The 15637-nt window shown below is 37.8% G+C and carries 15 protein-coding genes and 1 riboswitch; of the genes, 1 reads left to right on the plus strand and 14 read right to left on the minus strand.

The genetic code is table 11. From position 1 onward, the window contains the following. Positions 1-32: 32 nt before the first annotated feature. The 6 genes from SJY44_RS16575 to SJY44_RS16600 form a co-directional block, all read right to left on the minus strand. A complete protein-coding gene (locus tag SJY44_RS16575; RefSeq protein ID WP_396590559.1) occupies positions 33-629 on the minus strand; it encodes a Crp/Fnr family transcriptional regulator in 597 nt (198 codons plus the stop codon). Then, positions 626-1234 carry a MarR family winged helix-turn-helix transcriptional regulator gene (locus tag SJY44_RS16580; RefSeq protein WP_396590560.1) on the minus strand — a complete coding sequence of 203 codons (609 nt, stop codon included), beginning with the start codon at positions 1232-1234 and terminating at the stop codon, positions 626-628. Before SJY44_RS16580 ends, SJY44_RS16575 begins: the two co-directional genes overlap by 4 nt. Positions 1235-1289: 55 nt before the next feature. Then, positions 1290-1553 (minus strand): DUF2024 family protein, encoded by a 264-nt coding sequence (locus SJY44_RS16585; RefSeq protein WP_396590561.1) that lies wholly within the window; start codon positions 1551-1553, stop codon positions 1290-1292. Positions 1554-1557: 4 nt separating this feature from the next. Next, positions 1558-2280, minus strand: coding sequence for a hypothetical protein (locus SJY44_RS16590; protein WP_396590562.1), 723 nt, complete (start codon positions 2278-2280; stop codon positions 1558-1560). A 54-nt stretch (positions 2281-2334) separates the two neighbouring features. After that, positions 2335-2568, minus strand: a complete 234-nt coding sequence (locus SJY44_RS16595; RefSeq protein ID WP_396590563.1) for a thioredoxin family protein — start codon at positions 2566-2568, stop codon at positions 2335-2337. 81 nt (positions 2569-2649) lie between these two features. Further along, positions 2650-3711: a serine hydrolase domain-containing protein gene (locus SJY44_RS16600; protein WP_396590564.1), complete on the minus strand. Its 1062-nt coding sequence runs from the start codon at positions 3709-3711 to the stop codon at positions 2650-2652. Between the two features lie 165 nt (positions 3712-3876). Between SJY44_RS16600 and SJY44_RS16605 the strand changes: the two genes are divergently transcribed. After that, positions 3877-4740 carry a GyrI-like domain-containing protein gene (locus tag SJY44_RS16605; protein WP_396590565.1) on the plus strand — a complete coding sequence of 288 codons (864 nt, stop codon included), beginning with the start codon at positions 3877-3879 and terminating at the stop codon, positions 4738-4740. A 14-nt stretch (positions 4741-4754) separates the two neighbouring features. Here the strand turns inward: SJY44_RS16605 and SJY44_RS16610 are convergent, their stop codons facing one another. The 8 genes from SJY44_RS16610 to SJY44_RS16645 form a co-directional block, all read right to left on the minus strand. Beyond that, positions 4755-5507 (minus strand): head GIN domain-containing protein, encoded by a 753-nt coding sequence (locus SJY44_RS16610; RefSeq protein WP_396590566.1) that lies wholly within the window; start codon positions 5505-5507, stop codon positions 4755-4757. Beyond that, positions 5504-6604 carry an acyloxyacyl hydrolase gene (locus SJY44_RS16615; RefSeq protein WP_396590567.1) on the minus strand — a complete coding sequence of 367 codons (1101 nt, stop codon included), beginning with the start codon at positions 6602-6604 and terminating at the stop codon, positions 5504-5506. Before SJY44_RS16615 ends, SJY44_RS16610 begins: the two co-directional genes overlap by 4 nt. Positions 6605-6623: 19 nt before the next feature. After that, on the minus strand, positions 6624-7577 hold the full coding sequence (gene metF / locus SJY44_RS16620; protein ID WP_147740791.1) for a methylenetetrahydrofolate reductase [NAD(P)H]: 954 nt from the start codon (positions 7575-7577) through the stop codon (positions 6624-6626). A 3-nt stretch (positions 7578-7580) separates the two neighbouring features. Then, positions 7581-10301, minus strand: coding sequence for a methionine synthase (gene metH, locus SJY44_RS16625; protein ID WP_396590568.1), 2721 nt, complete (start codon positions 10299-10301; stop codon positions 7581-7583). Between the two features lie 14 nt (positions 10302-10315). Next, positions 10316-11317: a homocysteine S-methyltransferase family protein gene (locus SJY44_RS16630; protein ID WP_298930444.1), complete on the minus strand. Its 1002-nt coding sequence runs from the start codon at positions 11315-11317 to the stop codon at positions 10316-10318. 76 nt (positions 11318-11393) lie between these two features. Next, a riboswitch (SAM riboswitch) is annotated at positions 11394-11510 on the minus strand. 142 nt (positions 11511-11652) lie between these two features. Next, positions 11653-12714 (minus strand): NAD(P)/FAD-dependent oxidoreductase, encoded by a 1062-nt coding sequence (locus tag SJY44_RS16635; RefSeq protein WP_396590569.1) that lies wholly within the window; start codon positions 12712-12714, stop codon positions 11653-11655. A 1-nt stretch (position 12715) separates the two neighbouring features. Then, complete coding sequence (gene cobA / locus SJY44_RS16640) at positions 12716-13492, minus strand: uroporphyrinogen-III C-methyltransferase (protein ID WP_396590570.1); 777 nt, start codon at positions 13490-13492, stop codon at positions 12716-12718. Then, positions 13485-15575, minus strand: coding sequence for a HEPN domain-containing protein (locus tag SJY44_RS16645; protein WP_396590571.1), 2091 nt, complete (start codon positions 15573-15575; stop codon positions 13485-13487). The genes cobA and SJY44_RS16645 overlap by 8 nt, the downstream gene beginning before the upstream one ends. Positions 15576-15637: the final 62 nt, after the last annotated feature.

Consider the following 15637-nt stretch of genomic DNA (forward strand, 5'->3'; position numbering starts at 1 on the left):
AATCATAAAGGAGCTTGTCGTAGATAAAATTTCTACCGAACTATTTTATGAGACTTAAGTTGAAGTATGCTTTTCTTCTCTAAAGATTTAATGGCTCGGATAACTGTTTCCACCCTAAGGCCGGTAAGGTCGGCCATTTGTTGTCTAGATAACTCCACCAGGTACGGTTCTTCCTCAGGTATTTTATGGATATGAATTTTGAAGTAATCAATGAGTTTTAACAGTCGATGTTCTGGGCTTTCAGAAGAAATTTCGGCCACCATAGTAGCTTTATAGTGTAACCTACCCGCCAACACTTTAGTTAATGCCAAGTGCGTATCTGGGTTTTCTTTAAGTAATTGAAAAAAACTCTTCTTTTCAAGCTTCCATACCGTGCTATCCTCTACCGCTTCGGCATATGCCGGGTAAGCCAATTCTGCAAACAGGGGAGGTTCTCCAAAACTTGACCCTTCAGAAAATATACCTTGTATAAACTCCTTGCCATCCTCATTAAAGTTATTCATCTTTATTTTACCCGTGGTAACCTGAAAATAATATCGAGGCGCTGTATCAATTCCAAAAAGCACCTCTCTTTTTTTGAGTTGCACTTGCTCTGCTCCGTATTTTTTCAATAGCGCTTCCGAAATCATGAATTTTCTTCAAACTCAACACAATCAAGCCGAATATCTGAATGCTTTAATTGTTTCTCCAACAAATGACAATAGTGATTAGCTGCTGTTTTCTGATAAAACTTGCACCCAAAGCATGTGCGTTGCACCGTTAAAACACCTGTTTGATTCATTTGATAAATTAACTTGCTCAATGTCTTGAACAAGTTTTCCTTTTCTGCAACCTTTACAGCATCCAACTGGTCTACCAATGGATTTGCAAAATGTTCTGTTTTTGAAACAATCTCTTTTCCCAAACTTGAAAGTAAGATAGAATAGCTTCGATTATCGGCTGATGAATAATCTTTGATAATAAATCCTTTTTTATCCAATACCCTTATGGCATCGCTGATAGTGGGTTTGGTTATGTTAAATTCATGCGCCAAAAAGCTCACATTGTTGAATTCACTTTTATGATAAGCAACAAAAATCAAAATTTGAATCTGAATAGGACTCAGACCCAGTTGCTTTGCCTTTTCCCACAAAAGCGCTTTAAAAGCTTGTGATATACGTTCCAAGCCAGTAATTATTTTACTGGAAAGGTCATCTTGCTGTCGTTCTGGATTAAAAACACTCTTCTTATTCATAAAAAACAAAGCCTGCCAATTATCTGACAGGCTAAAGTTAGTTATCCTAATTAAATTAGGAACAGTTTTCCATTTCAATAATATAATATCCGTCTTTCTCTATGTTTTCAACCACCGCTAAAGGTGCTTCTTGCATATGACAAAACTTGCATTCATTAACAGATAACTCACCCGTCATGAAAGTTTTAGAAGACAAATAATGCTTACCAAAAGCAAAAATAACATCTGTATCCGTCAACGTACTAGGGACTAAAATGTCAAAATGCATGACCTTCCCATCTTGTCGTGGAACATACGTATCCCAAACTGAAACCTCCATACTTCTATTTTATCGTATATGGTAAAGACAAGTCGCCACTGGCAACGCTAAAAACTTCATACACTCCTAACATGGGCATATCGTCAATACTAGTATTTACTTTCATAAAAGCAGTAACTCCATCATATTTAAAATCTGTTCTGTTATTGATACGATAATCTGGCACAACAACTTTTATAACTTTATTTTTGGCAAGTACTGGGTATCCAGGAGAGTCCATATACATTGGCATCCCAGGGTTTGTTGGTGGAAGTACCACCGTTTCATCAGCCTTTTTAAATTGCTTTACGGAAAGTCCGCCGGCTACCCGTTTATCTTCTATTAGTACTACCCAATGCGGATGCCAAACCACACCATCATTGTCAAAAACGGCATCGTTGTTTTCATCCCACAGTGGGGTATCATCAAAATCGGGATGAGATGTTAAGGCTAAAGCCACAATACCGTCAGTTTCATTAAAACCTACATCTGTAGGTTGTAAGCTAGTTGGAAAAACATATCCCAATACCGGAGCTCCGTCCAATTGACCAACTGCAGTAGGCACTGTGGCACCGGCAGTACCATTTACGGCTAATTCCCAAACCGTTACGCCTAAATCGGTATCGTGCGTAATTTGTACTGCCTTAATCTCAAAATCTGCATTATTATAAGGGCTTTTTTGGGCACAAGAGGTGAATAAACCACCTCCAAACAATATGCCTATCATTAATAAATTCTGTGTTTTCATAAATAGAGTTTTAAATTAATAAGGATTCCTAACTTTAAAGGTTAAGAAAATAGACTAACCCTTCACTTCTTCAATGGATGCTCCATAATTAATATGTAAAACGTTTCCATTGGGAGTTACCAAAGCTGGTACAGATTTTACACCTAGATCCTCTGCTTCCAAGATTCTACCTCTATTTTCACCAATATTAACTATGGATACGTTTTCAGTGCCTATTAAGGTCACAACATCTTGCTCTGCACTGACGCATACTGGACAGCCTGCATGATAAAAAACTGATTTACTCATTTGTAATGTTTTAGGTTTTGCATTATTGCAATACAAATATAGTAAGGATTCCTAACTTATTATGATTTGATTTACTTTTTCTTACCATAGACTTTGAAAGCCTTCTAAACTCTCCTGTACTTTAGGGTCTGTACAATTTATCAAAATGGAAACTATCATTTTTTCAGTAGGGTAAACAAAAAAATTGGAATATGCCCCAACACTATTGCCTATATGACCTACAAAGTCACGGCCCGTATTATCTTGACTAACCTGAAAACCCAATCCGTAATAAGTAGGTTTGCCATTTACGGTTTGTGAAGTGACTATTTCTTTTAGTATTTCTGGTTTTACCAATTTCCCTTCTAAAATAGCTTGCCCCAGCTTAGAAATATCATTGCTAGTGGACAGGTAGCCTCCACCAGCCAGCTTGTAATAATTATTGACAGGTAAGGCGTTTTGAAAACCTATTCTGGTCTTAGTGTAGTTTTCCGTAAAGTTTTCAATTTCTTCTTGGGTAAGTTTAGGAGGGAAGGTAGTTGTCATTCCCAAAGGGTCAAGTACTTTTTCCTTTACATACTTTTCAAAGGGAACTCCACTGGCTTCTTGCATTGCAAGAGACAGTAAGACAAAGTCAAAACTATTATATAAATACCCATTACCTGGTTCAAAAACCAAAGGGTCATCCTTAAAAACCTCAATACCATCTTTAATTGAATAAGGCTTATTTATAGCATATTCTTTACCTCTATACCCTCTGATACCTGCCGTATGACCGGCCAACTGCCTTAAGGTGAAATCATTTTTCTTTTTTGGGTAGTACGGCACATAATTATAAAATGAAGTATCCAAATCCACTATCCCCTCCTCTACCATTTTTGCCAATGCCATACCTGTGATACATTTTGAGATACTTGCAATTCGGAATACGGTTTTCTTGGGATTTACTTTAATCTTTTCTTCTAGACTTGCATATCCATATCCTTTTTCCAGTACAATTTGACCATCTTTTAAAATGGTAACTGCCATTCCTGGCACTTTCTTCTCAGCCACTAGATTATGTAGGATAGCATCATACTTTCTAAATCCTTGGAGGTTATCAAGTGATTTAGTTTTAGGTCTTGAATTAAACAAATTATTGAAGAAGGTTTGTATTGTTCCCAAGATTAGATTTTTGTCATTTCGAACATAGTGAGAAATCCCTCAATTGAAAAATAAGATTCTTCATTTAATTTAGAATAATGTCGAAAATCAAAAATTAAAGTCAGCAAGATTGAAAAAGTGAGTACTTCAATTTCCCTATACATTTGTCTCAACAATACAAAAGAAATGGCACAATCTGAAAATAACAAGGCGTACTACCATCAAAAACTAAATCGTATTGTGGAATACATTCATAATCATTTAGATGAAAAAATCGATATTAAGACCCTAGCAGAAATTTCACACTTTTCACCTTTTCATTTTCATCGAATCACAAGAGCATTATTAGGTGAGCCCATTGGAGCCTACATTACAAGGGCACGAATAGAAACCGCCGCCAAAATGATTCGGTATACATCCTTGCCTATTGAGGAGGTGAGTTATCAAGTGGGCTATGAAACGCCTTCTTCATTAACAAAGGCTTTTAAGCAACACTTTAACACAACTCCTTCGGAGTATCGGAAAAATAAAACATTCAATTTTAAAATGACAAACAGTATGGAAACAAAATCATTAAACATTAAAAAAGCAAAATTCATCACTTTAGAAGATAAAAATTGCATTTACCTCACTCTTAAAGGTGCTTATGACAAAATGGATTATCCTTCTGCATGGGCGACCTTATGGCAAAAAGTAAAGGAGCAAAAATTGTTTACCGCTGGGATTGAACATTTTGGACAACCCTTTGATGACCCAAACGTAACAGAAGAAAGTAACATTCGCTATGACGCTTGCTTAATTATTCATAAAGAAGCTAAAGCTTCAGGAAAAGTGGGTACAAAAACATTAAAAGGTGGAAAGTTTGCCGTTTTTCTTTATGAAGGTAGTTATACCAATTTTAGATATGTCTATGACTATATTTTCAACACCTGGCTACTTGAAAGTGACTATGAATTAAGGGATGAGCCTGTTCGTGAAAAATATTTGAATAATGCCGAAAAGACTGAAGAAGAGAAACTAAGAACTGAGATTTACATCCCAATTAAGTAATAGATTTCAACATTTTAATCATTAAAAATCAACCGTCCGTTAAAAAGTTCCTCCACCTCAACTTCTGGCGGACGGTTGTTGCTTATAACATCCCCGGTGCCTCTTAAAACACCGGTTATTCTTTGTTGTGGATTCACAAGCACATCATTAGAACCTCTATGATTGATTCTAATATTCTGCGCAACAAGGTTTTCAGCTTCTATTCTGGAGTCCCCTGCGGCTATAGTAATGTTTAAATTAGAAGTTGTTCCGCTAAGCTGAAAAAAAGCAATACCATTAACCACAATGCTAATGCTTTCTGATGCAACATTCAAATCAAAAGAACCATCTGTGGTTTCTGCTTCTGGCTCTGCAAAGCTTTCGGAGACTAAGGAGAGATTCGGGTAATTCAATACCCCGTCGCTGGAAATTAATAGCCCAGTGCTACTGCGTATTTGCTCAATATTTGGTGATGTAACGTAAACCGTGGTCAAACCGTAATCCCGAAAAAAATTGCAGCCATTCTCATTTCTAAGAATGAGGCGGTTATCTTCTACTTGAGCCGAGACCTCTTTCCGAAGGAATTCTCCTGTTTCGATTTCCACTATTTGCTCAGTCCCTTGTCTTATTACTAGGTTGATGTTTTCAAAGACCGTGATATTGGTAAATTGATTAACCTCTACAGTTTCTCTAACCAAATCACCAGCGTTTTGAAAGCAGTCCGGCACATTGTCACCGTTACAGGCAACCAAAAGCAGGGTAAAATGTATGAGAATCAACTTTTTCATAAACGAACTCCTATTCCAAATTCTACAGTTTCTGCTTTTGCTCCATGAGATTTTAAGGTAACAGCCCCAAAAACTTTATCTCCAAAATAACGTTTTAGGCCTATCCTATTATATGTTTTTCCTTCAAAATCAAAAGGATAATATACATAGTATCCCAATTGGGCAATCACGCTCATTTTATTTACGAAAAGTTCATGGCCTACAAAAAGCCCAACGCGCTTGTAATCTGTATCGGATGCTACATTAAGCTCTGGGAATGAAATAGACTGAAATCGAATCAATTCCTTTAAAAAATTGGAGAAAAAGATATCTGTCCCAAATTGTATTGCGCTCTTTCTGCCAAGTCTTTTGTCGGCATACGCCGATAAAATTAAAAATCCGTAACGCCCAGAATCAATAATATCACTCTCATTTGCCCCGCTTCTTAAAACAAAATTATATCGAATGGGCTCGGTAATCTTTTCTATAGTTTCAGGTTGAATAAATTCGTATGATTTTTCAGCATCCAAATCATACGTAAGCCCCAAGTTAAAAGCCATAGTATTGGTAGAGGTATTTGGAGCTTTAAAATTAGCGTTGGAGTAATGTAACAACGAGATTCCCGCTTTTAGTCCTAACCCAGCAAAAAGGTTCTCCTTATGGTAATTGAACATGACCAAGGTAGAAGCCAATATATGAGAACCATATGCATTGTTTCTAAAATTTTCGGTTTTGTCATACGGATTTGTGTTGTACGCTAAACCTTGTCCAATGCGGAGCTGGAGATTTCGTTTCAGAAAGTAGAAGTTGTAATGGGCATACAGTCCAAAATGATCTCCTAAAGTTGAATTATTTGTGTTTTGATACACGAATGAAAAACCGGTATCTGGGTATCCATAAAGCGATTCCCATTCTTCATTACCAAATCTTTTCTTGCTTAATCCTAGAATAATTCCTCCAGGATGATCCGTTATCAAATGTGAAATATCTGGGTTATGCAATACAATGGAGCCATAGAATTGATTTGCATCAATTACAAACTTTTTTGGAATTTCCTCTTTTTGGGAAAATCCATAGCTACTGCATACTAGAATACATAAACAAAGTAGGCGCTTCATGTGGCGCTAAAATAGCAAATTAAAATACCTCGCTCGCTATTGCTCGAATATTATCTGACTTGCCCATGGAATAGTAATGTAAAACGGGCGCGCCTGCTTCTTTCAACTCTTTTGATTGTTGAATGCACCACTCGACCCCTACTTGACGGACCTCTTTATTGGTTTTGCAGGCTTCCACCGCATCTACCAAATCTTGTGGAATATCCACTCGAAATACCTGTGGCAGCAATTGTAAATGACGTTTAACGGCTATTGGCTTTATCCCGGGGATTATGGGGACGTTAATTCCCATTTTTCTGGCTTCCTCTACAAACTCAAAGTATTTCTGGTTATCAAAAAACATTTGTGTAACCACATAATCTGCACCCAAATCCACTTTCTCTTTTAATCGCTTTAAATCAGATTTTAAAGAGGGGGATTCCATGTGTTTCTCCGGATAACCAGCCACACCAACGCAAAAATCAGAACAATTGTCCGTTTCAATCACCTCATGTAAGTAATTTCCACAGTTCAATTCTTGAATTTGTTTGACCAAACTGGATGCATAGGGGTGACCTCCTTTAGTAGGCTCAAAGTATTTTTCTTCTCTCATCGCATCCCCACGCAATGCCATTACATTGTCTATCCCCAAATAGTGACAATCCACCAATAAATATTCTGTTTCTTCTTTGGTAAATCCTCCGCATAGCACATGAGGGACTGTATCCACATTGTATTTGTGGGTAATAGAAGCACAAATCCCTAAAGTTCCGGGACGCATGCGGGTTAATTTTTTATCCAAAAGACCATCACGGTCTATGTACACAAATTCTTCTCTTGAAGTAGTAACATCTATAAAAGGAGGATTGAATTCCATTAAAGGGTCAATATTATTATAGAGTTCCTGAATACTTTTTCCTTTTACGGGCGGTATAATTTCAAAACTGAAAAGCGTTTCCCCTTTTGCTTTTTTAATATGGTCTGTTACTTTCATTGATTATTCTTCAACAATATTCGGAGCAAGCCACTTTTGTGCTTCTTCCAGTTTAATTTCTTTCCTTTTTGCAAAATCCTCAACTTGATCTTGCTTTATCTTTCCCAAACCAAAATATTTGGCTTCACGGTGTCCAAAGTAATATCCGCTTACACTTGCTGCGGGCCACATCGCCAAACTTTCTGTAAGTTGAACGCTTATCTTTTCTTCGACGCCCAACAATTCCCAAATGGTCAACTTTTCCAAATGATCGGGGCAAGCAGGGTAACCTGGTGCGGGACGAATTCCCCTGTACGATTCTTTAATTAAATCGTCGTTGGTCAAATCTTCATGAGTAGCATAACCCCAATGTTTGATACGAACTTCTTTATGAAGATATTCTGCAAAGGCCTCTGCCAAACGATCAGCCAGTGCTTTAATCATAATGGAACTGTAATCATCAAGATTTTTTTCATATTCTGCTGCCAGTTCTGCCGTTCCAAATCCGGTACTCACACAAAAACAACCTATATAGTCTTGAATACCTGTCTCTTTTGGAGCGATAAAATCGGCCAATGCATAGTCGGGAACGCCTTCTTTTCGCTGTAATTGCTGGCGAAGGGTTCTAAAAACATATTTGGTTTCTTTGTTCTCGATTGTGTTCGAATTGACAGGAGAGGCAGTGACTTCAATGTCGTCGTCATTGATGGTGTTTGCAGGAAATAAACCAAAAACCGCTTTAGCTTTCAACAATTTCTCATCTAAAACCTGCTTTAACATAACCTGTGCATCTTCAAAAAGTTCTGTAGCTTGTTTTCCAACTACATTGTCCTTTAAAATGCTTGGATACTTCCCGTGCAGCTCCCAACTTCTAAAAAATGGTGTCCAATCAATAAAAGGCAGTAATTTATCCAGTTCCAAATCTTCAATAATCTGGATTCCCAATTGATTGGGTTTAATAATCTCTGATTTATTCCAATCCGTTTGAAATTTATTCTTTCGGGCGGCCTCAATTGTTTTGTATTCTTTTTGAACGGAGCGTTTTAGAAACTTATCTCTAAACACATCATAATCATCCTTAATTGATTGTTTATATGTATGCTGTGTTTCTTTCTGTAGTAAATCCCCAACCACGGTGACAGCCCTAGATGCATCGTTTACATGCACCACAGCTTGACTATATTGCGGGTCTATTTTGACAGCGGTATGGGCCTTACTTGTAGTTGCTCCACCAATTAACAAAGGAACTTTGAAGTTCTTGCGTTCCATTTCTTTGGCCAAATGCACCATCTCATCCAACGACGGTGTTATCAACCCACTTAAACCAATGATATCTACATTATGGGTAATCGCTTCTGCAATTATTTTTTCCGGTGGTACCATTACCCCTAAATCCACTATCTCATAGTTGTTGCAGGCCAATACCACACTAACTATATTTTTTCCAATGTCGTGCACATCACCCTTAACGGTAGCCATAAGAATTTTTCCGTTGCCATCTGAATCTCCTTCTTGTGGATTTAATAGTTTTTCTTCTTCTATGTAAGGCAGTAAGTAAGCAACCGCTTTTTTCATTACCCGTGCCGACTTTACAACCTGAGGCAAGAACATTTTTCCACCACCAAACAAATCCCCAACCACATTCATGCCTGTCATCAAATGTCCTTCGATTACTTCAATAGGTTTTGCCGAAGCCATCCGAGCTTCTTCTACATCTTCAACTATAAATTGGTCAATTCCTTTAACCAAAGCCCTAGTAATTCGAGCTTGTAGGGGTTCCTCTCTCCAAGACAAATCAACTTTACTTTCCTTTGCTTTACCTACAACAGTCTCAGCAAATTCTAATAATCGCTCTGTTGAATCATCTCTTCGATTAAGGATTACATCCTCCACATGTTCTAACAGGTCCTTTGGAATATCATCATAAATTTCTAACATGGCAGGGTTAACAATACCTATGTTCATTCCCGCTTTTATAGCATGATATAAAAACACGGAATGCATTGCTTCACGGACAGGGTTATTTCCTCTAAACGAAAACGAAACATTACTAACTCCACCACTCACGCTGCAGTAAGGAAGATTTTCCCTAACCCATTTTGTGGCTTGAATAAAATCGACTGCATTCAGTTTGTGTTCATCCATTCCTGTTGCCACAGGAAAAATATTGAGGTCAAATATGATGTCTTCCGCAGGGAACTTGACCTGATCCACTAAAATTCGATAAGATCGTTCTGCAATTTCTTTGCGTCGTTCATAATTATCAGCTTGCCCCACTTCATCAAAAGCCATAACTATAACCGCAGCACCGTAACGTTTTATAAGCGTAGCCTGATGTATAAACTGAGCTTCTCCCTCTTTTAAGCTGATAGAGTTTACTACGCACTTTCCTTGAACTACTTGAAGGCCAGCTTCAATAATTTCCCATTTGGAGCTATCTAACATTATGGGAACTCTTGCAATATCCGGTTCGGCCACAATTAAGTTTAAAAACTTGACCATAGCTTCTTTTCCATCAATAAGACCATCGTCCATATTGATATCTATGACCTGAGCTCCACCTTCTACCTGATGTCTGGCTACGTCCAATGCCTCATCAAATTTTTCTTCTTTGATTAACCGAAGAAACTTTTTAGATCCTGCTACATTGGTTCGTTCCCCAACGTTTATGAAGTTGCTATCTGGGGTAACGACCAATGGCTCTAGTCCGCTTAGTTTTAAATATTTTGGTTTAGTACTTTCCATAAATGGTTTTCCAGCTATGCAGGAACGACTGATTTTCGTGGTTCATATTCTTTTACCAAATCTGCAATAGCCCTAATATGATCTGGAGTGGTTCCGCAACAACCTCCTACAATATTCACAAGACCTTTTTCCATGTATTCTTTAATTTGACCAGCCATTTGCTCAGGAGTTTCGTCATATTCTCCAAAGGCATTTGGCAATCCTGCATTTGGATGGGCAGAAACTCCATAATCGGTTTTTGCTGACAATACTTCTAAATGAGGTACAAGTTGTGCTGCTCCCAAGGCACAATTAAATCCAACAGATATTATAGGAATATGCGAGATAGAAATCAGAAAAGCTTCTGCTGTTTGACCAGATAAGGTGCGTCCAGAAGCATCGGTAATGGTCCCGCTAACCATTACAGGCACTTTAATGTTTCTTTCTTCTTTGACTTCTTCAATAGCAAACAATGCCGCTTTGGCGTTTAAGGTATCGAAAATGGTTTCTACCAATAAGATATCTGCTCCTCCATCCAACAGTGCTTCCACTTGTTCTTTATATGCAATACGTAATTCATCAAAAGAGACTGCTCTATATCCAGGGTCATTAACATCTGGCGACATGCTGGCTGTTTTATTGGTGGGGCCAATACTACCTGCCACAAATCTTGGCTTATGAGGTTCTTTTGCCGTGAATTCCTCAGCAACTTTTTTGGCAATTTTGGCAGATTCATAATTGAGCTCATAGACCAAATCTTCCATGTGGTAATCTGCCATGGCAATTGTTGTCCCCGAAAACGTATTGGTCTCAACAATATCCGCCCCAGCTTCAAAATACTTTTTGTGTACTTCTGCAATGGCATGTGGTTGGGTCAATGACAAAAGGTCATTATTGCCTTGTAGAGGGTGCTCCCAATCTTTAAATCGCTCACCTCTAAAATCCTCTTCCACAAATTTATAGCGCTGCAACATAGTACCCATTGCACCATCCAGCACTAAAATACGCTCCTGTAAAATAGCCTCAATATTTTTCATAACACAATTACCCTTTATAAGGGTTTATAGTATTGCATCAAGAAAAGTGTAGAAAATACGGTAAAAAGTATTCTTTACGTTATCCTTCCTAAAACCAAAAAATTGATTTAAGGTAGAATTTAGCACCTTCTTTAAGAGTAAAGGGTTGCTAAGGTTTCATAGGGTCTAATCCCTCCACCTTTCTTGATAACAATTTCAATTTTTAAATGAACTGAAGACAAAATAACCACTCTTTGTCCTTAAAAACAACTTAAATCTGCTTTTTGTAACGTTAAAACCTTCCTAAGCGGGCACAAAGGAAGGTTTTTGACTAACTCAAATAACCTAAAAAAACTTTAGACTATGCTTTGCACCACTTCTTTTTTGGCTTCTTTTTTAGTACCATCAAAACCTTCAACTCCACCAACTGTGGTATATTTCATAACAAATCGCTTATCCGGATTTATAATTTGATAGGCAAACTGACACATTACCGCCGCTTCATGAAATCCAGATAGGATCAATTTCAATTTTCCTGGATAAGTGTTCACATCTCCAATGGCAAACACCCCCGGTATATTGGTTTGGTAATCTTTAGCATTGTTTACTTTAATAGCATTTTTTTCAATCTCCAAGCCCCAACCACCTATAGGTCCAAGCTTTGGTGAAAGTCCAAAAAGTGGGATAAAATGGTCTGTTTCCACATAGGTTTGTCCTTTAGTTTCATCATTGTGTTTTATAACTACTGCTTGTAGCTCATTCTCGCCATGAACTTCTTTCACTTCGGCTTCTGTATACAACTGGATTTTACCCAACTTGGCCAATTCTGATGCTTTTTCAACTGAATCCAAAGCTCCCCTAAACTCATTTCTTCTGTGTACCAAAGCTACCTCGGAGGCAACATTCGTTAAATAAATAGCCCAATCCAAGGCTGAATCTCCACCTCCGGAAATAACCACCTTTTTATTTCTGTATACTTCTGGGTCTTTTATAATGTATGAAACTCCCTTTTCCTCATAATTCGCAATATTGGGAATAAGTGGCTTTCTAGGTTCAAAAGAGCCTAGACCTCCTGCGATAACAACCACAGGAGCGTGATGCTTGGTTCCTTTATTTGTGGTCACAACAAAAGAACCATCTTCTTGTTTTTCTAAAGTTTCGGCTCGCTCACCTAACGTAAAGCCTGGTTCAAAGGGTTTTATCTGCTCCATTAATCTATCCACTAAATCTCCTGCTAAAATCTCTGGATAAGCAGGAATGTCATAAATGGGTTTCTTTGGATAAATTTCTGAACACTGACCTCCTGGCTGGGGCAATGCATCTATCAAATGAGTCTTTAGTTTTAGTAAACCTGCTTCAAACACCGTGAACAAACCTGTTGGGCCTGCACCAATTATAAGTATATCTGTTTTAATCATCTTATTCTTTTTCTAGTAACACTTCTTCTTTCTGGTCGTATTTTCTTTGAATCTCCAATATATTCTGTCTATGATTGACCACTTCACCTATAACTATAATTGCAGGATTGGATAACTGCTGCTCCCTTGCCTTGTACTCAATAGAAGCAACAGTACCAATACCTATTTTTTCATTACTCTTAGTACCATTTTGTATTATGGCCACTGGGATGTCCAATTTTCCTTCTTTTTTAAACAGTTCCATAATCTCCTCCAGCTTTGACATTCCCATCAAAATCAATACTGTTGCATTTGATTTGGCTGCCAGAGCAACATCTTTAGACAGTTTATGTTCCTTGGTTGTTCCTGTTATTACCCAAAAACTCTCAGCTGCTCCTCTTTTGGTAACTGGAATATTTTGAAATGCTGGTACGGATACCGAAGAGGAAATTCCTGGAACTACAGCCACTTCAACACCTTGCTCGGCTGCATATTCCATTTCTTCTGCTCCCCTGCCAAAAACAAAAGGGTCTCCACCTTTTAGTCGTACCACATGCTTATGCAAAGCTGCACGGCTAACGATAAGCTCATTAATTTGCTCCTGTTGATAGGCATAACATCCCTTACGCTTGCCTACAAAAATTTGTTCAGCATTTGGAGCATAATCCAATAAATCCGTATCCACCAAAGCGTCATATAAAACAACATCAGAGCTCTGTAATGCTTTAATACCTTTTAGGGTAATTAAATCGACATCTCCCGGGCCTGCTCCCACTACTGTTAATTTTCCTTTATGCATGTGCCAATTCTAATTTTCTATATGCTTCCAACTGCTCCAATACTGCTTTTGCATCTTCTAAAAAGCTTTGGGCAAACTCTTGGGACGGTCTATTTTTGTTCAATTGAAGTGCTAAATCTTCAAAATTTATAGCTAAATCTATCTTGCCGTTCTCCACATATAATCGGTCAAAATCCTTAATTATACTGGCATGGTTGTTCGTCTTTACTTTTTCTGAAGTCAAAAGTGCTTTGGCTGAATTCACAATGGATTGATAGGAATAATAAATACTTGCAGCCCACTTTTCTTGTGAAAGTGATTCTTCTGCATTTTCAATTTTCTCTTGACTTTCAAAGAATAAGGTTGCGACCAAATCGACTATTACTCCTGCACACTCGCCTACGCCAATCTCTTTCTTATATTTCTCTGCATTGCCCCAATCGATGAAATCATCTTGGGCAAGGTTTTCTATGTCAGATAGTGGTTTTAAGAAATCATAGAAATAATGTTCTCCTTTTTCCCAATAATAATCGGCAAAAGAAGCTCCATTACCATTTGCATTAAAATCATCTAAAATCAACCTTAAGGCTTGAGGTCCTCTTTTACTTGGGATTTTTACAACTTTATCGGCAAACCTACCTTTTCCGTTTCCAAAATTTCCGCCTCCTAACAAAACCTGTAAGGCTGGTGCCACCAATTTATCCTTGGTACGGATAGACATTCCTTGAAAACCAATATTGGCCATATTATGTTGCCCGCAAGCATTCATACAGCCACTTATTTTAATGACTACATCTGGGTTGCTTATATATTGTGGGTATTCAGCCTTGATAACTCGTTCCAGTTCCTCGGCAATTCCGGTACTGCTTGCAATACCCAAGTTACAGGTGTCCGTGCCAGGGCAAGCTGTAATATCCAATGCTTTGTTATAACCAGCATCTACAAATCCTAATTTTTCAAGTTCTGAATAGAAAAAAGGAATCAATTCTTCTTTTACATATGGAATTAGAATATTCTGTCTGAGTGATAATCTTAACTCTCCTGCAGCGTAGTCTTTGACCAATCTTGCCAATTTCCTTGCGTTATCTGTATAGAAATCACCCAACAAAACTTTGATGCCTATTGCAACAAAGCCCTTTTGCTTTTGAAGCACTATATTAGTTGATTTCCACTTTTCAAAAGCCTCCGTATCTTTAATTTCAACCAAAGGAGTCTCTGCAATTGCCACTTGTGATTTTGGATAGTTTTCAAAATCGATTGGGTATGTTTGATGTGGAATTGCCAATTGTTCTTCTTCCAATAGGGCTTTAAATCCATCCAGACCAATGTCCTTCAATAAGAATTTCATTCGAGCTTTTGCCCTACTCTTTCGTTCTCCATATCGGTCAAAAACACGGATTACACCTTCCATTAAAGGGATTATTTTATCAGATGGCAAAAAGCTATAGAGTTCATCGGCATGACGGGGTTGTGAACCCAATCCACCTGCCAACATTACTTTAAAGCCTCTTTCTCCATTTTGGATTTTAGCGATAAAGCCTAAATCGTGCATATAGGAAAGTCCCGTATCTGCATCACTTGCAGAAAACGAAACCTTGAACTTTCTTCCCATTTCTTGCCCAATAGGGTTTCTTAGAAAATATTGAAAAACGGCATGCGCATAGGGTGAAACATCAAACGGTTCGTTTATATCAATACCAGCTGTCTCACTTGCTGTAACGTTACGCACAGTATTTCCACAAGCTTCGCGCAAGGTGACATCATCTTTTTCCAATTGCGCCCAAAGTTCAGGGGTACGATCTAAATCCACGTAGTGAATCTGAATGTCTTGACGTGTGGTTATATGGAGTCTTCCTCTAGAATATTCATCAGAAACATCACAAATACGAAGCAGTTGGTTTGATGTTACTTTACCATAAGGCAGTTTAATACGTATCATCTGAACCCCTTCTTGCCGTTGTCCATAAACTCCTCTGGCTAAACGAAGGCTTCGGAATTTTTCCTCATCTATTTTACCTCCTCTAAACTGACGAATTTTATTCTCCAATTCAATAATATCTTTTTGTACTATTGGATTTTCGATTTCTGTTCTAAAGCTTTGCATAATTTTCTATTTTTCCTATCTATTTACTAGGTTTTAATTCTGTCTATATTCGCGAATACTTA

Origin of the sequence: Allomuricauda sp. R78024, from assembly GCF_044596045.1 — a bacterium.
GTDB lineage: Bacteria > Bacteroidota > Bacteroidia > Flavobacteriales > Flavobacteriaceae > Flagellimonas.

Excerpts from the sequence above, each read along its gene's own strand:
- SJY44_RS16610 (WP_396590566.1), bottom strand. The coding sequence starts at position 5,507 with ATGAAAAAGTTGATTCTCATACATTTTACCCTGCTTTTGGTTGCCTGT.
- SJY44_RS16575 (WP_396590559.1), bottom strand. The coding sequence starts at position 629 with ATGATTTCGGAAGCGCTATTGAAAAAATACGGAGCAGAGCAAGTGCAA.
- SJY44_RS16615 (WP_396590567.1), bottom strand. The coding sequence starts at position 6,604 with ATGAAGCGCCTACTTTGTTTATGTATTCTAGTATGCAGTAGCTATGGA.
- SJY44_RS16595 (WP_396590563.1), bottom strand. The coding sequence starts at position 2,568 with ATGAGTAAATCAGTTTTTTATCATGCAGGCTGTCCAGTATGCGTCAGT.
- SJY44_RS16580 (WP_396590560.1), bottom strand. The coding sequence starts at position 1,234 with ATGAATAAGAAGAGTGTTTTTAATCCAGAACGACAGCAAGATGACCTT.
- SJY44_RS16605 (WP_396590565.1), top strand. The coding sequence starts at position 3,877 with ATGGCACAATCTGAAAATAACAAGGCGTACTACCATCAAAAACTAAAT.
- SJY44_RS16585 (WP_396590561.1), bottom strand. The coding sequence starts at position 1,553 with ATGGAGGTTTCAGTTTGGGATACGTATGTTCCACGACAAGATGGGAAG.
- SJY44_RS16590 (WP_396590562.1), bottom strand. The coding sequence starts at position 2,280 with ATGAAAACACAGAATTTATTAATGATAGGCATATTGTTTGGAGGTGGT.
- SJY44_RS16630 (WP_298930444.1), bottom strand. The coding sequence starts at position 11,317 with ATGAAAAATATTGAGGCTATTTTACAGGAGCGTATTTTAGTGCTGGAT.
- metF (WP_147740791.1), bottom strand. The coding sequence starts at position 7,577 with ATGAAAGTAACAGACCATATTAAAAAAGCAAAAGGGGAAACGCTTTTC.
- SJY44_RS16645 (WP_396590571.1), bottom strand. The coding sequence starts at position 15,575 with ATGCAAAGCTTTAGAACAGAAATCGAAAATCCAATAGTACAAAAAGAT.
- SJY44_RS16635 (WP_396590569.1), bottom strand. The coding sequence starts at position 12,714 with ATGATTAAAACAGATATACTTATAATTGGTGCAGGCCCAACAGGTTTG.
- metH (WP_396590568.1), bottom strand. The coding sequence starts at position 10,301 with ATGGAAAGTACTAAACCAAAATATTTAAAACTAAGCGGACTAGAGCCA.
- cobA (WP_396590570.1), bottom strand. The coding sequence starts at position 13,492 with ATGCATAAAGGAAAATTAACAGTAGTGGGAGCAGGCCCGGGAGATGTC.